Here is a 20,771-nt window from a genome sequence, read left to right on the forward strand (position 1 = left end):
AAAAAAACACCCTTAATATAAAGGTGCCTTTAATAAAAATATAGTATAATTAGATACCCAAATACTCAAAATTTACCTACTTTCTTTTGAACATTATAAATATTTATTTTCAATCACTCATTTTCTTAATTCAATCCACCTTTTGTGTGAAGTTTTCTATTCTTTCTACCTTTAAACTGTCCTCCAAAATCATAATTAAAGGATATTTTATATATCGGCACTTCACCTAAAGTATACGTTCTGTCTTCAAATCCATCACCATATACGGTAGATCCAAATCCACTATTTACAAAATCATCTACTTTTAAAGTTAAGGTACCTCTGTTTTTTAGAATACGTTTCTGAATAGACATTCCAAGAGCATAATTAGTATCTGAAATCACTTGGGCATTATACTGTATACTTGCATACCTTCCTGATAAATTAAATACAAAACCTTTTGGAAGGGTAATACTTGAATTCAACTTACCTGAAAAGTTAAAAGGGCTCTTTTCACCTGGGATAGTATAAGTTTCATCTTGAACATCTAAATAAAATACGTTGATACCTCCATCTATTTTCCACCATTTTACAATCTGATAATTACTTGATAAAGAAAGGCCACCTGTTTTAGTTACTCCTAAATTCTCATAAGAATTAACAGTTATATTTCTTTCATTATCAAAATTGGCAATGCTAGTAATTACATCTGTACTATGTCTGAAATACACACTAGTAGTAAAGCTGAACTTATTTTTATAAAAGCTATGGTCCATACTAATAGAATTTGTGTAAGAAGGTTGTAATTCAGGGTTACCGACTAATATACTGACAGGGTTTATAGCAATTTCAATCGGCAATAACTGTGATATTTTCGGTCTTTGAATTCTTCTACTGTAGCTTAAGCCTAAATTATTATGATCATTAAGTTGTTGACGTAAATGAAGACTTGGGAATAAACTTTTATAATCAATGGTATAATTTTCTTTTCCATCCTCAATAATGTCTGCCGATATATTTACCATTTCTGCTCTTAAACCTGCCTTCATTGAAAACTTACCCAGTTTCAAAGAGTAAGATGAATAAGCTGAGTTAATAGACTCTCTATAATCATAATTATACCCGTTGTTTCCTATTGGATTTTTGATATCCATCAATAGGTTGGCCCCAATTGTTTGACTATGAATACCTACATCAAAAGCTGATTTATCATTTATAGCTTGTGAATAATCCACCTTATAGGCTTGAAAGGTAAAATTACCACCTGTTAGATTTGAATAATCATCGTTAACGTTAGACACTAGATCAAATTCTCCAGTATTCAATGTGATATCTGTTTCTAAACTACCTTTTTTAAATTGCTTTTGATGATTTAAGCTGAAGGTATAACTATCCTCTTTACTACTAAGGTATGATCTATCCAATACGTCATATTCAGATCTTTCTCTGGTCAATACATTTTGAGTTGTCTCGTACTTGTTTTGTTCAAAATAAAAAGTAATCACATTGGTTGAGTCTAAGAAGTAGTCCGTTCCTACTTTAATTTTATGGTACTCACCACGGTTTACCTTGTCTATATCCTGACGTAACACACTATTATTTTCATAATTTGTTCTGTCTAATGTACCATCAAACTCATTTCTATTCGCTCCATAATTACCACTAGCAAAGAAGTTAAACTTTTTCACCCTGTAATTTAGACCTACATAGTTGTTATTCTTCTGACGAGAACCAACTTCTGTATACAAACCTACATTGAAACCTTCCATGGTATTTTTCTTAGTGATAATATTTATGATACCAGATAAACCTTCAGGATCATATTTAGCGGAAGGATTTGTAATCACTTCAATTTTATCAATCGAGCTTGCCGGAAGACTTTGTAATACTTGAGTGATATCCATTTGAGACATTTTTCCGTCAATCAGGATTTTTACATTCGATTCACCTCTTAGGCTAATTTTCCCTTGAGAATCTACACTTATCTCAGGGATTTTATTTAAAAATTCAGAAACAGAATTTCCACTTGCTTGTTCAGGAGTTACATTTACAATATTCTTATCAATAGTTCGCTCAATCATCATTTTATCCCCTTGAATCACAACTTCATCAAGTTGCTTTGTACTTACAGCAAGCTTAACTGTTCCAATATTCAAAGTAGATTTATCAACAACAATCACTTTTTTATACATCTCATAACCAATAAACTGTATTCTCAATTCATAAGTCCCATAATAAACATCTTTAATAGTAAAGTTTCCTTTATCACCTGATAAAACACCTCCTATTATTTTCCCTTGGTTATCCAATACGGATACTGTTGCATAACCAACAGCTTCACTAGTTTGAGCATTTATGATGCCCCCTATAATTTGTCCTTTTTTTTCTGCAGCATGTGAGTCAAAAGATTGCCCGATGAAGAAAAAATTAGAGATCAGAATTAATGATAATTTTATTAAATTCATTTTCTTACATTATATACGTTTACAGTTTATTCAATAGCTTTTGTCTGCTATATTATTTAGATCTGTTTTTTTAAAATTGTAATCAGTCCTTTTTAAAAAATTCATTAGGCTTTTGAAGAAGAGAAAATATTGATAAAATGATAAGAATATAAATTTTCTAAATTCACCATCTCACTTATTATATATTGAGGATAATAAATAAGCTTATTAAAAGTGATGAATTTTGGCACCAAGGCTAATTTTTCTATTTGTATATTCCCCAACTTAAACTGAATGTGCTTAGTGTTATAAAATATGATAAATGGATTAACTTTAAATTTTGCGTTAAGAATGTGATCAGTATCAGATAAAATAAATTGGTCAGATTTTATTATTTCTTCATTTTTAGAAATTCCTGTTTTTGAAACTCTGTCTCATCTGAATTAGTGTTACACAAAACGTAACAATTATGAGTGATCATCAAGAATATCAGTACACTAAGCACGCACAAAAAGATTACAGCTACTCTTTTAAATTACAAGTTGTAGACGAAGTGGAGCGAGGAGAAATAAGTATAACAGCTGCAAGACTTAGATATGATGATCGATTTTGCAGAGGATGAGTTTAATATTCCTATTAGAAAAAAGTCTTTATCCAAGCAGTTGACCAATTCAAAAAAGAAGAAAAAAATAGGCATCAAACTGACTTATGAATTATTTGGGATAGATCAACAAAATTATTATCGTTAGAATAAGAAAGTAAAAATAGCACCAAATCTACACCTGATACTATCAATATATAGTAATCTAAATCTGTACCACTATAGATGGATTATACATAATAACATCATTCTCAAGAAAATCATTTTTATAAATTACAGTTTTCATATTAAATAAATTTGCAGATCAATAAACAAACTCCTAACTTCTATAATCAAGAGGTTTTTAAATGAACATCTTGAAAAAATCAATTTCACTGACCTTAGCAAACCATTGAAACGCAAATTACAAACATGAAGCGTCTTCTTTTATTTATATCAATCGCAAGCATTATTGCTAGTTGTTCTTCTCCTTTAAGTGTTGCAGAAAAACATTTCGAGACAGGAGAATATGAACCTGCAATAAAAAAATATGAGGCTATTGCTGAAAACAATAAATATGCAAAAGAGAAACCTGAAGCATATTATAAAATTGCAGAAGCATATCGCCTTTCAAATCGTATATCCGAAGCTTTACCTTATTACAAAAAGGCAAAAGATAATGGTTACGAAAATATGGATATGTATTTCTATTATGCCTACGGCTTAGAATTACAAGGTGATTATGAGAAAGCTCGAAAACTCTTTAGCAGGTATGCTAAAGAAGGTAGCGATCGTCAATTAATCAGAAGAGCCAAAGATGAAATCAAACAAATTGATTTAGTAGACAGCCTTTCAAAGGTTGTTGACCCATTTATTGATATATCCCTTTGTGAAGCTTTAAGTAGTAACAAATCAGATTATTCTCCGTCATTTTTTAATGGCGATCTAATCTTTACTTCTACTAGAGATTCTGAAGCTGTATATCAAGGAACTGGAGAAGGATATGCCAACTTATACCGCTACACTTTTGATAAAGCTGATAGCTGTAATGGTCAGGTAACGTTTTTTGATAGTCTAATCAATAATCCTAATTTCCATGAAGCATCTGCTACTTTTAGCAGAGATGGTAAGTTTATGATTTTTGCACGTAGCAATACGGGGCATCATAAAGAAGATTATAAAGAAGTAGATTTGTATGAATCTCGTTTTGAAGATGGAAAATGGACTGAACCTACTATTTTAAAATTTAGTAACCCTCAATCTTGGGATGCTTGCCCTGCCCTTTCTGTAAATGGTAAAACACTTTATTTTGCTTCTAACCGAAAAGGTGGTTACGGCGGTATAGATATTTATAGGTCGCAACGTAATGTAAATGGCACTTGGGGTAAACCTAGAAACATGGGGCCTAAAATTAACTCTAGAGGTAATGATATGTTCCCTTATGTTGCTGCAACTGGTAAAATGTATTTTGCTTCCGATGGGCACCCAGGTTTAGGAGGTTTAGATTTATTTGAAGCATCTCGAAAAAATAAAAAAATAAAAATCAAGAATATGGGTAAGCCGTTCAACTCGTCTGCAGATGATTTTGGCTTAGTATTCTTAGAAAAAAGATTTGGTGCATTTACTTCTTCAAGGCAAGTTGGTGATGATAAATTAAATCAAGATCATATTTATTTCTTTTCAGATAAAACACCAATTGATAAACCAATAAATTATTTCTTAGCAGGTAACTCTATTGGTGTCAAAGATACTTCTGAAGTACCTCTTGCAGGTGTTGATGTTATGCTTTTAAAACCTGATGGTTCACTTGTAGAAAAGGTACTTTCTGATGATAAAGGAAGGTACAAGTTTAAAACACAATTGGTAATGGGTGATGATTATATCTTGATTGCCCAAAAGGAGAAATATTTCCAAGATTCTGTTTATTATACAACTGCTGATAAGGAGATTGACCAAGAAGATGTTAAAGACCGACCTGAAAAAATTGTTGATTGGGTATTAGAATCAGAGGTTGATCTTACAAAAGATTTCTATGATGAATTAATTGAAGAAGGTGAAATTACTTTAAACAATATCCTTTATGATTTTGACGATTATAGAATCCGTATTGATGCTGCTAGGGAACTAGACAAACTAGTTACATTGTTAGAACAACACCCTAATATTAGTATTGAACTTGGTTCTCATACAGATGATAGAGGATCTGAAAAATACAATATAAAGCTATCTCAAAAAAGAGCAGAATCTGCTGTAAATTATATTATTAGTAGAGGTATTGAAAAAGATAGAATTGAAGCAAAAGGTTATGGTGAATTACTTCCTGTAATTTTTAATGCAGAAACAGAAGAAGAACATCAAGTGAACCGTAGAACAACGGTAACTTTACTTGATGAAATATAAAAGTTGCATTCGTAAAAAAGTCCTCTTGAAGTAAATTCAAGAGGACTTTTTTTATTCAACATCTTTTGTAGTGCCTTGACTGGCATTTTTTAGCCAAAAACGTTCTGTATCAGCTTTCTTTATTTTAGTTCTAAAAGCATAATAGTCTTTATATCTACTTGCTTCAAATTCTCCTTTATTAGTAATAAATTCTCTTTTATAAAGATAAACAGAAGTTGATACCTTAGTAAAAGATGATCTGTAAGAGCCAAAATCAGAAAGAATCTCTTTTGATGTTGGTAATTCTTCAATTGATGTACCTTCTGGTAAATGAAATTCTATCTCATCAACATCTTTGTAATCATATTTTAACCTAAAAGCCAATTTTCTTGATCTGTATTTTTTAGGTAAACCATAATCTCCATAATAAGGAAATAAGGGAATTAGTTTACCTTCTGATATCTCTTTTCCAAAATCTTTGACCTCTACAACATAAGCTAATGTAGCAGAAGGATCAGGATAAGATTTATCGATATCAATTGACAGGTTTACAAGTTCTGATGTAGTTAAAGCATAACTTCTTAGAAAACGTTCTCTCAATTCTTTATCAGATAATTGTTCCCAATGAGAGAAATTACCAAATTGATACCCTTTCCCTACTAAGTCACCTTCTACAAGTGCCCCTCCATTATTATTTATTTTTACTATTGATTTTCGAGTTTGCAAATTATCATCCACTCCATAAGATGTAGTATTTACTAATTTACTATGTCCTTCCTCAATCAATAATGCTTTTCTATTCCCCGTAAATTTACCTAAATACCCAAAAGGAGTAGTTTGACTAGTACATTCTAACCAAACCGTATCTGCAACAGTTGGTAAACATAAAATTGCATGATTAAATTGAGTACCCACCATTTCAACATCTACTTTTGTCGGGTTTCTACCACCGTAAATTATTGCATACCTACTTTCGACCCCAACCTCTTTAAGTAGGGTGTACATATAATTTGAAAGACCTTTACAGTCTCCATAACTCTTTGTATCTACTTGCAAAGAATTAGCAGGTTTTAAACCACCGATTCCCAGTTGAACACTTATATAACGCACTTTATTTTGAAGATAATTATATACTATCTGTGCTTTTTCTAAGTCTGTTGAAGCATCTTTTGTAAGCTCTTTAATTTCTACTTTGGTTTCATCACTTAAATCCCAAGTTCCTTTATTTAGTGAATAAATATAATCTCCAAACGAGGTCCATGTATCTAACCTTCCTTTTGTTTTTTCATATTCAAAACCATAAGGTTGAACTTCTACACTTGGAAAAAGTTCATACATGGGTAAATGCATTACTTCTGGTTTTAAAATTGGTAAGTTATTTACAGACCAGTTATAAACTTCACGACCATCTTTTTCCGAAAAATCTGCTTTATCTACACCTTTTATTTTCTGTCTAAATTTAAATCCTTTTGGTATGTCAAAAGTATAAGAAGATGACAGTACGTATTGTTTAAAATCAGAAACAGGGTACCACGTAGGATAACTAAAAAGGCCTGAATACTTTTTGGTGTAAGAGTATTCTAATATAACTGGGTATGTTGTTAAAGTAGGGTCTACATACAAAACACGACCATCTGTAACACTTACTGACCCACTGCTTTCTGTACTTCTATCTATAATATCAGTTGATTTAAACTTCTTTGGCTTCTTATATCCACTTTGATAGATGGAACCTTCAAAATCTGTAACACTAGAAGAGTTATCATAAAAGACAACCATTTGTGCCTCATCTTTACCTTCCTTATTTAAAATAACAATCTTCTTAGTAAAAGATAACTCTGCAGACCCTTCATCAAGTATTGTAAAGTGAGTAGCTGAAGAAAGAATCACACTATTTGCCCCTTTAATTAAGTTCGGGTCAATACCATCTAATGATTGAGCATTTAGTTGCCCAATCATTAATAGTAGTATAGCTATTATAAACTGTTTCTTCATCATATTATTGAATTTGAGTAAGTTCTAATGGCATCTTTTGGATTGAGTATGCTTTTTCAAAGAAAGTCTTCAAAATAGTATATTCATCTGTATTAAAAACTAGTCTATTTAATTCAAAGTCAATAAGAAAAGTAAGTAAATTATTATTCTTAACTATCTGATACCTAAACTTGCCACCTTTATTAGGTAATACCATTTGTTGAGGTCTTGGTAAATCCACTACATCAAATCCTTCAGGTAATTCAACCTGAAATGTATATTTTCTATCGATACTATATGGAAGTTCTACAGGGTACAGTCTTTTTTCTTGAGTAAAAGGATTTTCACTTAAGTTTATTAAGAACATTGGATTAAAGATAAATTTATCACCTACTTTTTCAATAACATTTTCTACTTCAAAATTATAGTTCTCAATAGCTTTCTCGTACATATTAGAAGCACCTTGTTTTTCATAGTCAGAAATTGAAAGCCCAATAACATCTTCTTCTAAAGAAGTTAAATATTCTTCTTCATCATTTCCATTCACATCTTCTCTCCAATCAATAGCAGCATATCCTTTATAACTAACTATTTTATTTCCCTCCACACCTAAATCAGGATTTATTTTCATCTTCATTCGAATACTAATATCATCTTTTACAGTTGGATTGATAGCTATAAATTGTCCATTTATATGATCGTTGTTAGACATTAAAACACCTTGATAATTTAATGCTCTTTCAGGGAGAACTCCAAAAGGTGTAGATTTAGAAGTAGCATCTAAAATAATTTTATTTCCATCAATAGAAGCAACAGCCATTACATAAATCAATTGTGATTTTTCTGCTGACCCTCTAACAATTTTACCATATTTTCTAGTACTACCGTACAAAGGAGAAGTAGTTATTCCAACTTTATTTAAGGCACCAATTAATAATAAATTAATATCAACAACATTCCCTTTTTTATCCATATAACTCTTTCTTAATGGACTACTTTTATACCTTCCATAATCACCGTCCCATGTCATACGAGATTGAATTAATGTATAAACTAAAACTGCACGTTCTGTTTTATCTTCTGTTTTAGCCATTATCGCTTCTAATTCATCTTTCATAAAACCAACACTAATAGAAGACGTTCCGTTATAAACAGATCTACGAATATCATCTAAAACTACTGGCCATGATGTTGTATGAGGTTTCATTCCAAAGTCTGATGACTTAAGTTCAATCTTTAACTTAGCTAAGTAATCATAAGGTGATGTTATCAATGGCTCAGGCTTAAATGCTGGAATATTTTCAGCTCTCCACTTTCTAATATTTACTGTCATTGATTGTGACTCAGAATTTACTCGTATTTGTTGAGTAGAAACTTCTGATTTTAATTCTGGTATTTGATAATATCTAGAATTAATCACTTTATATTCAAAGTAATTTAAAGTTCTCATAACAAAACTACTCACAAGAACTGGTATATCTTTTTGAGCAACCCAACTATCAGGAGAATACACATAACTTGATGTCAAAAGGTAAGAGTATTCTATTATTGAGCCCACTTTCACATTAGGTAAATGTATTTTTTTATTTGTTCGTTCTTCTGTCACTTTTTCTACATGAACCATACTTGGTTTGAACTTTTCCTTTACAACTTTACCGTTAACTAAGTTATATACAGCTCCTTTAATAGAACTAATAGATTCTCCATCTCCACTAGATTCGTAAGTTGAAAGCACAATATTTGCTTGATCTAGCCCCTCTTTCTTTAATATTTTTATACGAACGTGCTTTTTAAGTTTATATACAAGTCCGTTTCCTCCTATATCAAACGACATATCTCCAAAATCTCCAATAATTAGAGCATTGGCAGAAGTATCCGCTTCATAAGTAGTCATTTTAAGATTTTCTGTAGAGATTTTCCCAAAGTTCAATTTTTTAGGAAGTGTTTGTGCGTAAGAATGCCCACTTATTACAAAGAATAAGAGCATTAATAATAGTCTGCTTTTTGTATTCATGATTTAGTTATTTTTAGTTTTCATTTTAAGTAATCATAACCACCTTTTCTCCTTATTTCTAGGTAAAAAATAAATTGTTTAACTCTAAAATATACTATCTATCAAAAGTTTGCTTGTTTTTAGTAAAAGTAATATTGTTAGAATTAAGAGTTTATTTTTTGCTAATATTTCTATTCAGTCGAGTAAAAAGTTCTATAATAAATATCGAAAGTTTTTAAGCTAATTTTCTAGTTCTTACATCTTTTGAGGAAGTAAACTCTAGTATTATAAATTACTAGTGAAAGTGTTTTTTATATATATCACTAAAAATATAATAGTTACAAATAACACTATTCTTTTTAAATTTCCGAAGGGATCAATATTTTTCTTTAAGTATTATTATTAATTATTTTCCAATACTCTATAAGTTTGTAATTCACCATAAGGCTTGAATCCTAATTTTTCATATATTGGTTTCCCCATAAGAGAAGCATTTAATACACAATAATTTGATTTATATCTTTTAGCTTCAATTATTAACCTTTCTGTAATACTTTTCCCAATTCCTTTTCCTCTTCCTTCTGGTAATGTCCCTATCATATGCAAGCCTGCATTGTTAGAAGCATCAATAAATATCATTCCGCATCCAAGATATTTATTATTCAACTTGTATAAGAATAGCTTAATTTTATTTGACTGTTCAATAATCTGAGCTATCACTTTCTTGTCTACATAATAACCAAAAGAAGCAGATGCTGTACTTGCAAAACCTTCAATATCATTTTTTGAAGTTACTTCTATAATATTGGGGTTTGCTTTAAGTTTATCAAATTCAGAGCTTAAATTTAAAGCCATATTAAGTTGACCAAATACAAGCTTTAGATTTGTATTTTTATTAAGAGTATTTGGTTTTTCTACTGTTAGTACTGCTGGTAATTTTGCTTCTCTACTTAATTGAATTATTGTAGAAAAACCATCCTCATTAGTATGAATATCAAATATTCTATTGGGCCAATCAGAATCTGTAATTTCTATAGATTTGTAATTTTTACTAATATTTAATTTGTGGAGTGAGTTACCTATTTCTTCCCAAAACTCAAATAAATTATTCGTTATTTCCTTATTCATATTATTCTTTTTTTGAATCTCTTTCTCATTTATGTCCTAATAATAATTTAGAAAAAAATAAGCAGTTAAATATGGAATTACCTAACTGCTTATTTTTATTATTTTATCTAGAAATCGATCTAAGGAAATTTAGGGAAGTCTGAAAAGTCTCTTTTTCTTTTTTCTAAGAATGCATTTCTACCTTCAACAGCCTCGTCTGTACCGTAAGCTAATCGAGTTGCCTCTCCTGCATACACTTGTTGTCCAACTAATCCGTCATCAATTAAATTGAAACCGAACTTAAGCATTTTGATTGCTGTAGGACTTTTAGTCATAATTTCTTGAGCCCAATCATAAGCAACTTGCTCTAGCTCCTCATGTGGTACAACTTTATTCACCATACCCATTTCAAAAGCTTCTTGAGATGAATATTCAGCCCCTAAAAAGAAGATTTCTCTTGCTCTCTTTTGGCCAACTTGACGTGCTAAATATGCTGAACCAAAGCCACCGTCAAAGCTAGCTACATCAGCATCAGTTTGCTTAAATTTACCATGTTCTTTACTTGCAATCGTTAAATCACAAACAACATGTAAACTATGGCCACCACCAACAGCCCATCCTGGAACTACTGCAATAACCACTTTATTCATAAACCTAATCTGACGTTGAACATCAAGAATATTAAATCTATTAATACCGTTTGCACCTTTATACCCAGTAGTTGATCTTACACGTTGATCTCCACCTGAGCAAAATGCCCATCCTCCATCTTTCTCAGAAGGTCCTTCTCCGGTAATTAAAACAACACCTATTTCTTGACTTTCATGGCAAATAATTAACGCTTCCCATAATTCATCAACTGTTTTTGGTGTGAATGCATTACGACATTCAGGTCTATTAAATGCTATTCTTGCAACACCATTCAACGTTTTGAAGGTTATTTCCTCGTATTCTTTTTCTGTTTTCCACTCAAGATTTGCCATTGCTCTATTTTTGTATTTTATGTCTTACAAATGTAAGTACTATCCAATTAATTTCGCTTTATTTTAAGAAGTTTCTTATTCCATAACTTGCTAAAACACCTTCTCCTGTGGCTGCTGCAACTTGAGCTATGGCACCTTCTCTACAATCTCCCGCTGCAAAGATTCCACCTACTGACGTTTCTGCTAAGCCAGTCGTTTTTATAAATCCTCTCTCATCTAAATCAATTAATTCTTTAAAAGGAGTTGTATTTGGTATCAACCCTATAAAAATAAAAACACCATCTGCAGAGATTAACTCTTCTTCATTAGAATCATTATCTCTAACTTTTAATGATTGGAAGGTTTCATTTTCGCTAGCAATAAATTCTATTGGTGTTTTATTTAAGTAGGTAGAAATATTATCAATTGTTTCTAACTTTTCTACGTAAGTTTTTGATGCTGAGAACTCACTTGAGCGATGAACAATTTTAACTGATTTACAAAAACCAGCTAAAAATATACCTTCTTCTAATGCAGAATTTCCTCCTCCTACAACAATAATATCTTTATCTCTATAAAATGCCCCATCGCAGGTAGCACAAAAGTGAATACCTGATCCCACTAATTCTTTCTCATTAGGTATGCCTAATAAACGGTATGTAGAACCTGTAGACAATACAACTGTTTTACTTAAAAAAGTTGTACTCTTTGTTTCTACATTAAATAAATCATCTTTCTTAAGGATAGAAACTACTTCTTCGCCGGTTTTAATCTCTGCTCCATAAGTTTTTGCTTATTCTTCCATTTTATCCATTAATGCTGGGCCTGAAATGGAATTAAAACCTGGGTAGTTTTCTATTTTCTCAGTTAAGAAAGCATTTCCCCCTATATTCTTCTTTTCTAAAATAAGTGTATCAAAACGATCTCTTTGTGCATAAATAGATGTTGTTAAACCTGCTGCACCTCCACCAATAATAATTGTATCAAAAACTTTATGCTCTTTTTCTACATTAATTGATAATAAATCTGTTAAGCTAACATTATCTGGGTTAGTATAAGGAACGTTATCAATTAGAATTGTAGGAATTATTCTTTTACCATTATTGATTTCTTCTACTTTAGCTGTGGCCCATTCATTTTCATCAACATCAATAAATTCAAAATTAATTGCATTGTCTTTCAAAAAGCTTTTTGCTCTTCTACAATCTGGACACCAATCGGCTCCAAACAGCTGTACTCTTCCTACTTCATTTATTCCTAAGACAGCAGAGAGTTCTATATTAGATGGGTTAGTAAATGATTTTCCATTTATAATAACAGTTGGAATTATTCTTTTACCATTATTAATCTGCTCTACTTTTAGAGTAGCTTCTTTATCTAAATCTACATCTATGAATGTATAATCGATATTATTATCATTTAAGAAAGCTTTTGCTCTTCTACAGTCTGGACACCAATCGGCTCCAAACAATTGTATTTTATTCATTTTTTATTTGTTTAAGGGTTAAAAAAATATTTGATATTCTCACTTAAAAATTAATTCTAGTTAAGTTCTTCTTATTCAAGTTAAATTACAAATATTGGAACACGAGTTTATTTAAATACTTTACATCTTGTGAGTTGAGATTAGTATAAAAATTTACTTTTCAAGTCTTATATTTTTAGAATCAAAATAATAACAATTACCTTCATCCTACAATTATGATTGTGAAACTCCTTTTGAGTTTTCAAACATCATGATATAAAATACAATCTCTTCAATTTTAATATTCAAAACTTTATTTGAATTACATAAGTGATAAGATAAATGAAAAAAACTGTTATTATCGGAGCTACACCTAATCCTTCTAGATATGCATTTTTTGCAGCTGAAAGGTTAACTCAAAAAGGTCATGAAATTGTACCTCTAGGTATTAAAAAGGGTACTGTAGCTGGAGTTCCTATAATTAATAATAAACCTAAAATTATAGATGTTGACACTGTAACAATGTATGTTGGTCCTCAAAGACAAGAAGAATGGATAGATTACATTTTATCTCTTAAGCCTAAAAGAATAATATTTAACCCAGGTACAGAAAACCCTATTTTTTATCAAAAAGCAGCTGCAGCAGGAATTTTTACTGAAGAGGCGTGTACTTTAGTTATGCTTTCCTCTCAAACATATTAATTTATGCTTAAAATTGCTTATCACGAACGTTATGGTCATCCTGTAGAAAAAGGACATCGATTCCCTATGGATAAATACCCTTTATTGGTAGAGCAACTTATTTATGAAGGGACGATCACTAATGAAAATTTATTTGAGCCACTACCCGTTTCTGCAGAATTTGTTTTAGCAACGCATACTGAAGAATATTGGAAAAAACTGATAGAACAGACTTTAAGCTATCATGAAGCCAGAAAGATAGGTTTACCCATGTCAGAAGATCTTATTTTAAGAGAATTGATAATAACACAAGGCACTATTGATTGTACTAAATTTGCACTACAATATGGAGTGGCAATGAATATAGCTGGAGGTACACATCATGCCTATACTGACCATGGTGAAGGGTTTTGTATTTTAAATGATTTTGGAGTAGCTGCTAATTACCTGATTAATCAAAAAGGATTTTCTAAAATTCTCATTATTGATTTAGATGTACATCAAGGTAATGGTACAGCTGAAATATTTAAAGACAATCCAAAAGTCTTTACATTTAGTATGCACGGAGCAAATAATTACCCAATGCACAAGGAAAAATCAGATCTAGATATTCCTTTAAATGACAATACTTCTGATTCAGAATATTTGAATGTATTAAATGAACAAATAGATGAATTATTCTCATCAATTGAACCTGAATTTGTGTTTTACTTATCTGGAGTAGATATATTAAAAACTGATAAATTGGGAAAACTTGGTTTAAGTATTCAAGGGTGCAAAGAAAGAGACGAAATAGTTTTTAAAAAATGCTCTTCTTATAACACTCCTGTTGCCGTAAGTATGGGAGGTGGATACTCTAAATCATTAAGATTTATTGTCGAAGCACATGCAAATACATTCCGAGTTGCTAATAATATTTATTTCTAACACTACAATGACGAATATTATTATGATTATTAAATAGAAAATCAGAATATTACAGTTGAATTGAAAAATGGCTCTTTTTGAGTCTATTTATCCTTCAAATTAATTTTTATAAATCTTTTAAATTAAGCCTTCTTGATCATTATCATATATAAGTTAGATTAACAAATTATTAAATTAATAATAATCAGCTTTTATTAGTAATGAATTAAGTTACTTTGCAACTTCAAAAATTATAATTCTTTTTTGAATTTGTAGTATTTTCTTAAGATATGGAATTTGGAATATTTCAGTTACTAGAACTTATAGGTTCACTTGGTCTTTTCATCTACGGGATGAAGGTAATGAGTGAAGGTATTCAGAATGTTGCGGGAGACAAAATGAGAGGAATTCTCTCTGCCATGACTTCGAATAAGTTCGCAGGAGTTTTTACCGGCTTCTTGATAACTACAATCATACAATCTTCTTCGGCAACTACTGTAATGGTAGTAAGTTTTGTAAACGCAGGATTGTTAAACTTAACGCAATCTATTGGTGTTATTATGGGTGCCAATGTTGGTACTACAGTAACTGCTTGGATTATCTCAATTTTAGGCTTTAAGGTGAAAATGGCAAAATTAGCAATGCCAATTATCGCTGTAGCCTTCCCAATGATGTTTTCAAACTCTAAGAAAACAAAAGACTGGGGAAATACTTTAATTGGATTCGCTATCTTATTTATTGGACTAGAAGCATTAAAAAATTCTGTTCCAACATTAAGTCACGATCAATTATCATTCTTAGAATCGTTCCAAAATCTTGGTATTTTTGCTCCTGCTGCATTTGTAATAGTAGGTACATTAATTACAATCATTGTTCAATCGTCTAGTGCTGCAATGGCACTTACATTGGTACTTTGTAACCAAGGTGTAATTCCATTTGATATTGCAGCTGCAATGGTACTTGGTGAAAACATTGGTACTACTATCACAGCAAACCTTGCTGCAATGGTTGGTAATACAAATGCAAAACGATCTGCAAGAGCCCATTTAATATTTAACGTAACGGGAGTTATATGGATGTTATTAATTTATCCATTCTTCTTAGAAGCTGTTAAATACTATGTAGCAAATTACACAGATTTAGGTGCTACAATTGCTCCTGATGGTGCTATTACCCTAGACGCAACGGCAGTTCCTATTGCCTTATCAATATTCCATACCTCATTCAATATCATCAATACATCAGTAATGATCTTCTTTATTGGTTCTATCAGAGATATTGTAATTAAAATGGTTCCAGAGAAAGAAGATCAAGATGATTATAGTCTTGAGTTTATTTCTGACGGTAGACCAATTGCCAACGAAGCAGGAGTTGAGCAAGCTAAAAATGAAATAAAACGCTTCTCTAAGATTATTGCAAAACAAATTAATACATCAAAAAGCTTATTTGGTACTAGTATTGAAAATAAAAAAGTTAGAAAGCAATACATTTCTAAACTTAGAAAAGTAGAAGAAAATACAGATAGAATGGAGCAAGAGGTAAGTATATTCTTATCTAAAATTGCTAGAGATCAACTATTGTCTTCTTCTCAAATTGATGAAGTAAATAACCTAATGAGAGCTGCTCATGAAATTGAACGCATTGGGGATATTTATAAAGGAATCACATTTACTATTGAAAAGCGTTACGACGAAAAGATATGGCTCACAAAAGAACAACAAAAAGATCTTGATGAGTTCCTAGACGTTGTTGAAAACGCCTTCAATACAATGATGAAAAATATTGAGTCTGATAATATTGACTTAGAAGCTGCTATTATTGCTGAAAAAGCAGTAAACCAAAAACGTAAAGAGTTGCGTAGAAAGCACCTTGAACGTTCGGATAGCGATGATGCTTCTACAGGAACAATGTTAGCATACAACGATTTGCTTTCTTCTTTAGAAAGAATTGGTGATCACATTCTGAATATATCAGAAGCCTTTGCAGGTGTGGTTGACTAAAAAAATATAAATCACTGAAATTAAGCCTCTTCTACTACTAGTTGAGGCTTTTTTTTAGTGATTTAACGCTTTTGATATTTCAATACGGCGAATATTGTGTATGTTTGCCATCTTAATAGTAATTGTTTAGAAAATATTTCTCAAAATAGAAGTATATTGAGCTGTTTTCTAAATTAAATTTAACACCTTATTTTCGCAGCAATGGACCAAAATACACTGCTAGATTTCGAGAAACCAATCGCTGAACTCGAAGCGAAACTTGAAGACATGAGAGATCTTGCATCTAAAAACAATGTTGATGTAAGTGCAGCTATAAAAGAACTTGAGGAGAAAATTACTCAGTTGAAAGTAAGTACTTTTGAAAATCTTACACGTTGGCAAAGAGTACAACTGTCTCGTCATGCAGATAGACCATATACTTTAGATTATATCTATCAGATTACAGATGACTTTATTGAACTTCACGGTGATAGAGCATTTGGTGACGATAAAGCAATGGTTGGTGGTTTCGGTAATATTGGAGGCAAATCATTTATGCTGATTGGCCAACAAAAAGGTAGAAATACGAAGCAACGTCAAATGCGTAACTTCGGTATGGCTAACCCAGAAGGTTACAGAAAAGCACTTCGCTTAATGCACCTAGCTGAAAAATTCAGAAAGCCTGTGATTACTTTTATCGATACTCCGGGTGCATTCCCAGGTATTGAGGCAGAAGAAAGAGGGCAAGCAGAAGCTATTGCAAAAAACTTGAAAGAAATGTTCAAGTTAACTGTACCTGTTATCTGTATCGTTATTGGAGAAGGAGCATCAGGTGGAGCACTTGGAATTGCTATCGGTGATTCTGTAATGATGCTTGAAAACACATGGTATTCTGTAATCTCTCCAGAATCTTGCTCTTCAATTTTATGGAGAAGTTGGGATTACAAAGAACAAGCAGCTGAAGCTCTTAAATTAACTGCAAAAGACATGAAATCTTTTGGGTTAATTGATAAAATTATTCCTGAACCACTTGGAGGTGCACATACAAACCCTCAAGAGATGTTCAAAATAATGAAAGAAACAATTCTTTCTGAAGTAGCTGAATTAGAAGCTTTAGACACACTTACGTTAAAAAATAGAAGAATTGAGAAATTCTCTAACATGGGTGTTTTTAATGAGTAAAATTTTACTCTGATATATATTAAGGCATGTGATCTTTATTTAGATTACATGCCTTTTTTATAACCTCAACTTTAATTGTAGCACTAAATCATGTTTATATCGTGATGGCACTAAATTCCATCCTGAACTTATTGTAGACCTATCTTCAAAAGAAGTATATCCCCACCTTCCTGACAAACTATTTCCGTACCCAAATTTGTATTTCGCAAGTAGATATGTTTTCCATCCTTCTCCATAATACGCAGGAAAAGAGAAAGAATACTGAACATTTCTTTCATAAGCATAATGTCTGTTTTCATAATGAGTAGCATTAAATATTGCTATTCTAGACGATAACTGTAATTTATTATTAAACTTATAAACCATATCTTGTGCTAATAAATACCCCCATGAATCATTTTCTAAAAAATACTTCGTCACTTGTAATCGAGGACTTACTAATAAACGTTCATTAATTGTTAATTTTAAGATACTTGCTACTTTTGTCCATTGCTCTTCAACATAATCACTTACTTTATTGTACCTATTCAATAGTTGGTAATTAGCTATTTGCTTAAAACTATACTTCAACGTTAAAACAGTACTTTTATTAAATTTATACGATGAGTTTAATCTAAATTCATAACCTTCATTTCCTGCATCTTGTCTATATTTAGCTGTTGGTGATGAAAATAAATCTATATAAGCGGCAAAATTAAACTGTTTATTTCTATGCCACCTAAAACCAGTATAAAACCCTCTTTCATTATTTGGGTGTCCATTTTCTGATAATGCGTGTCCATAATAACTAATATAATTAGAAGCGTAATTTCTAAACTGTAAAACCCAATCAATGCCTTTGGCTAAACCAATAAAAGCTCCTAGATTAAACGCATTCCCATTAGAATATGAAAAAGCAAACTCACTAAAAACACTAATATTTTGCCAGTGATACCTCGTATCGAAACTATAATTAAGTAATTGATCACCCTTAAAAATTGACATTGAGTCTGTTCTAATGGCAGGTGTAATCCGATCATCAAAATTTATGAAGCCAACATTTACTCCAATATTTAGATTATGGTGATTATATGCTAACCTTGATCCTAAAACAGCTACTCGGCTTCCACCTTTCTTTTCGATTTCGCTATCATTCCTAAAATTTGTTATCGTAGAAAAACGTTTTAGACTATCAATTTGATTTATATTTATACCTTTATTAGAATACAAAACGGTTACACTCATTTTATTTCCAAAAGTGAGTTCTGTAGCTACTCCTCTCATAAAACCACTTTCTGAAACTGAGGTATATGGTCGAATACCATCATTCACTCTTGCTACATTCAAAATAGGATCACCTCCTTTCCCTAAGAAATAGCCTCCACCAAATACTAAACCTTGTCCAGACATCATTTGATAATCACCAATCATTATTTTCTTAAAAGCACCCCTATTATATATCGAAGCATTTGCAGAAATATGATCAATTCCATATTGCAGATTTTTTGGTTCCCAATTCCATGGTTCGCCTTTATCTTGATCAAGAGTTAAAGAAAATGAGTAATCTTGTTTTTTTGCCCACCTAAATCTAGTTTGAAAACCAATTGGAATACCCTTATAAATTGATTGTGAAAACCCTTTACTCAATGGTAAACTAGTAGAACTATTTACTATCAAATAATTAATATCGGGGTTATTCAATCTTGTTTTAAAAGGTTTCAATGTAGACTGAATGACGAAAGTACCTGCTTTTACTCTTTTTATTGTTCTTTTATCCCAGCCATCAATACGTTGTAACTCACTTGTACTACTAAAATATCCATGTTCATCTTTATACTCTTTAAAGCTTTCAACTTCTAAATACGTCAAACTAAATTGCTCTTGTAATTCCCATAATTTAATTCTGTTCAAGTTTTTGGGATGATGAAAAAGAGATACCCAATAATCAATTTCTTCTTTAGAAAAATCATCAAGTTCTTGATCTTCAAATACTAAATTTAGTAGCTCTAAATCTGTTATCGATTTACTTTGAGCTAGTATTCCATTTTTAAATAAAAAAAGCAATACTACTAATAAAAGATATCTCATTTTCTTTTTGCAATTGTATACTCTAAAGAAAATTGATGTGACCACCCAAAAACATCATCAGTAGCGAATGCATAATCAAAAGCCCAATATTTATATATTATGGTTGATCCTAAATAGATATCTACAGGATATAATGCTGTACCTCCTCTTAAAATAATTGATTCATGTAAGGAATATTCTAACCCAAGTTTATAACTTAAGTTGTTATACTTTAATTTGTTTATTTCAGTTACAAAGCGTAATTCATCATCAACTTTATATTCAAAACCTAAAGCAAATAAAGAAGAAATATCAGCTCCAAACTCTCCTGTTTTATAATTATTTTGACCTATATTTTTAAGATTCAATCCAATGGAAAAATAATCTGATAAATGAGCGATCAAATGATAGTGAATTAGTATGGCTGATAAATGATTTAAGTAATTACCACCAATTTGTCTCCATGAAGTTGCTATCCCCATTTCAACAATACCTATTTGATGCCCAATACCAACATTTATATCTTGTTCAGACATTACCTCATCACCAAAGCGTAGAAAAGAAGCAGAAAGAGCAAATTGTTTTAAAGGAAAAACAACAGCAACTCCACCTGTAGAAAGTGATAATTCTTGGAAAGTATAATTATGCCCAATAGCAACACTTGTGTTTTCTAATTGACTAGTTCGACCAATCGCATTTATAGAAGACCATGTATCTGCTGTAAACATAGAAGCATTTCCCATTGCCATAGAGGAAGCTCCAAAATAGAATAAAGTACTCGTAGAATATGGGTCTTGTGCTTGTACATTAGAAAATAGCAAAAGACAAAAGACTAAAAAACAGCATCTTGCTTTAAGAAAAATCATAGTATGAATCGAAAAGAAATCGTTAGTTAATAATTAGTGATAATTTATTTCGTTAAGCATTATCAACTCTAAACTACTGATTTAGGCTTAAATAACATAGGGTAAAAGTAATATTTAAGCACTTTGAAAAGCATTAATCAATAAAAGAATTGAAATATGAGCAGTTTACCATCCATAAATTATATATATTTATAATTATGATGGTATTACTGATAATACCATCAATTA

Annotated in this window: 14 protein-coding genes and 1 pseudogene; 6 read left to right on the top strand and 9 right to left on the bottom strand. The window is 31.1% G+C overall.

What is annotated here, in order from left to right:
• Positions 1 to 125: 125 nt before the first annotated feature.
• On the bottom strand, positions 126 to 2,444 hold the full coding sequence (locus KM029_RS10135) for an outer membrane beta-barrel family protein (RefSeq protein ID WP_144073184.1): 2,319 nt from the start codon (positions 2,442 to 2,444) through the stop codon (positions 126 to 128).
• Positions 2,445 to 2,892: 448 nt separating this feature from the next.
• Between KM029_RS10135 and KM029_RS10140 the strand changes: the two genes are divergently transcribed.
• Together KM029_RS10140 and KM029_RS10145 are read left to right on the top strand one after the other, a co-directional pair.
• The gene (locus tag KM029_RS10140; protein ID WP_205125433.1) at positions 2,893 to 3,045 is read left to right on the top strand and encodes a hypothetical protein; all 153 of its coding nucleotides are present in this window, start codon (positions 2,893 to 2,895) and stop codon (positions 3,043 to 3,045) included.
• A 390-nt stretch (positions 3,046 to 3,435) separates the two neighbouring features.
• Complete coding sequence (locus KM029_RS10145) at positions 3,436 to 5,403, top strand: OmpA family protein (RefSeq protein WP_144073185.1); 1,968 nt, start codon at positions 3,436 to 3,438, stop codon at positions 5,401 to 5,403.
• A gap of 51 nt (positions 5,404 to 5,454) precedes the next feature.
• Here the strand turns inward: KM029_RS10145 and KM029_RS10150 are convergent, their stop codons facing one another.
• From KM029_RS10150 to KM029_RS26910, 6 genes and pseudogenes are all read right to left on the bottom strand, one after another.
• Positions 5,455 to 7,380: a DUF3857 domain-containing protein gene (locus tag KM029_RS10150; protein ID WP_144073186.1), complete on the bottom strand. Its 1,926-nt coding sequence runs from the start codon at positions 7,378 to 7,380 to the stop codon at positions 5,455 to 5,457.
• A 1-nt stretch (position 7,381) separates the two neighbouring features.
• Positions 7,382 to 9,370, bottom strand: coding sequence for a DUF3858 domain-containing protein (locus KM029_RS10155; RefSeq protein ID WP_144073187.1), 1,989 nt, complete (start codon positions 9,368 to 9,370; stop codon positions 7,382 to 7,384).
• Positions 9,371 to 9,751: 381 nt separating this feature from the next.
• A complete protein-coding gene (locus tag KM029_RS10160; RefSeq protein WP_144073188.1) occupies positions 9,752 to 10,477 on the bottom strand; it encodes a GNAT family N-acetyltransferase in 726 nt (241 codons plus the stop codon).
• 119 nt (positions 10,478 to 10,596) lie between these two features.
• Positions 10,597 to 11,439 carry a 1,4-dihydroxy-2-naphthoyl-CoA synthase gene (locus KM029_RS10165; protein WP_144073189.1) on the bottom strand — a complete coding sequence of 281 codons (843 nt, stop codon included), beginning with the start codon at positions 11,437 to 11,439 and terminating at the stop codon, positions 10,597 to 10,599.
• A 58-nt stretch (positions 11,440 to 11,497) separates the two neighbouring features.
• A pseudogene (locus tag KM029_RS26905) lies at positions 11,498 to 12,196 on the bottom strand (NAD(P)/FAD-dependent oxidoreductase); the annotation flags it as partial.
• Positions 12,197 to 12,211: 15 nt separating this feature from the next.
• Complete coding sequence (locus KM029_RS26910) at positions 12,212 to 12,904, bottom strand: glutaredoxin domain-containing protein (RefSeq protein ID WP_240050289.1); 693 nt, start codon at positions 12,902 to 12,904, stop codon at positions 12,212 to 12,214.
• Between the two features lie 321 nt (positions 12,905 to 13,225).
• Between KM029_RS26910 and KM029_RS10175 the strand changes: the two genes are divergently transcribed.
• From KM029_RS10175 to KM029_RS10190, 4 genes are all read left to right on the top strand, one after another.
• Complete coding sequence (locus KM029_RS10175; protein WP_144073190.1) at positions 13,226 to 13,585, top strand: CoA-binding protein; 360 nt, start codon at positions 13,226 to 13,228, stop codon at positions 13,583 to 13,585.
• 3 nt (positions 13,586 to 13,588) lie between these two features.
• Entirely contained in the window at positions 13,589 to 14,491 is a 903-nt protein-coding gene (locus KM029_RS10180; protein ID WP_144073191.1) for a histone deacetylase family protein, read from the top strand.
• A 269-nt stretch (positions 14,492 to 14,760) separates the two neighbouring features.
• Complete coding sequence (locus KM029_RS10185; protein WP_144073192.1) at positions 14,761 to 16,470, top strand: Na/Pi cotransporter family protein; 1,710 nt, start codon at positions 14,761 to 14,763, stop codon at positions 16,468 to 16,470.
• A gap of 201 nt (positions 16,471 to 16,671) precedes the next feature.
• Complete coding sequence (locus tag KM029_RS10190) at positions 16,672 to 17,631, top strand: acetyl-CoA carboxylase carboxyltransferase subunit alpha (RefSeq protein WP_144073193.1); 960 nt, start codon at positions 16,672 to 16,674, stop codon at positions 17,629 to 17,631.
• Between the two features lie 57 nt (positions 17,632 to 17,688).
• Here the strand turns inward: KM029_RS10190 and KM029_RS10195 are convergent, their stop codons facing one another.
• Complete coding sequence (locus KM029_RS10195; protein ID WP_144073194.1) at positions 17,689 to 19,698, bottom strand: hypothetical protein; 2,010 nt, start codon at positions 19,696 to 19,698, stop codon at positions 17,689 to 17,691.
• Positions 19,695 to 20,543, bottom strand: a complete 849-nt coding sequence (locus KM029_RS10200; protein WP_144073195.1) for a PorV/PorQ family protein — start codon at positions 20,541 to 20,543, stop codon at positions 19,695 to 19,697. The genes KM029_RS10195 and KM029_RS10200 overlap by 4 nt, the downstream gene beginning before the upstream one ends.
• Positions 20,544 to 20,771: the final 228 nt, after the last annotated feature.

Source organism: Flammeovirga kamogawensis, assembly GCF_018736065.1.
GTDB classification, from domain to species: Bacteria; Bacteroidota; Bacteroidia; order Cytophagales; family Flammeovirgaceae; genus Flammeovirga; species Flammeovirga kamogawensis.

What these genes read in the sequence shown, in the direction of transcription:
- KM029_RS10135 (WP_144073184.1), bottom strand. Translation starts at nt 2,444, where the DNA reads ATGAATTTAATAAAATTATCATTAATTCTGATCTCTAATTTTTTCTTC.
- KM029_RS10140 (WP_205125433.1), top strand. Translation starts at nt 2,893, where the DNA reads ATGAGTGATCATCAAGAATATCAGTACACTAAGCACGCACAAAAAGAT.
- KM029_RS10145 (WP_144073185.1), top strand. Translation starts at nt 3,436, where the DNA reads ATGAAGCGTCTTCTTTTATTTATATCAATCGCAAGCATTATTGCTAGT.
- KM029_RS10150 (WP_144073186.1), bottom strand. Translation starts at nt 7,380, where the DNA reads ATGATGAAGAAACAGTTTATAATAGCTATACTACTATTAATGATTGGG.
- KM029_RS10155 (WP_144073187.1), bottom strand. Translation starts at nt 9,370, where the DNA reads ATGAATACAAAAAGCAGACTATTATTAATGCTCTTATTCTTTGTAATA.
- KM029_RS10160 (WP_144073188.1), bottom strand. Translation starts at nt 10,477, where the DNA reads ATGAATAAGGAAATAACGAATAATTTATTTGAGTTTTGGGAAGAAATA.
- KM029_RS10165 (WP_144073189.1), bottom strand. Translation starts at nt 11,439, where the DNA reads ATGGCAAATCTTGAGTGGAAAACAGAAAAAGAATACGAGGAAATAACC.
- KM029_RS26910 (WP_240050289.1), bottom strand. Translation starts at nt 12,904, where the DNA reads ATGAATAAAATACAATTGTTTGGAGCCGATTGGTGTCCAGACTGTAGA.
- KM029_RS10175 (WP_144073190.1), top strand. Translation starts at nt 13,226, where the DNA reads ATGAAAAAAACTGTTATTATCGGAGCTACACCTAATCCTTCTAGATAT.
- KM029_RS10180 (WP_144073191.1), top strand. Translation starts at nt 13,589, where the DNA reads ATGCTTAAAATTGCTTATCACGAACGTTATGGTCATCCTGTAGAAAAA.
- KM029_RS10185 (WP_144073192.1), top strand. Translation starts at nt 14,761, where the DNA reads ATGGAATTTGGAATATTTCAGTTACTAGAACTTATAGGTTCACTTGGT.
- KM029_RS10190 (WP_144073193.1), top strand. Translation starts at nt 16,672, where the DNA reads ATGGACCAAAATACACTGCTAGATTTCGAGAAACCAATCGCTGAACTC.
- KM029_RS10195 (WP_144073194.1), bottom strand. Translation starts at nt 19,698, where the DNA reads ATGAGATATCTTTTATTAGTAGTATTGCTTTTTTTATTTAAAAATGGA.
- KM029_RS10200 (WP_144073195.1), bottom strand. Translation starts at nt 20,543, where the DNA reads ATGATTTTTCTTAAAGCAAGATGCTGTTTTTTAGTCTTTTGTCTTTTG.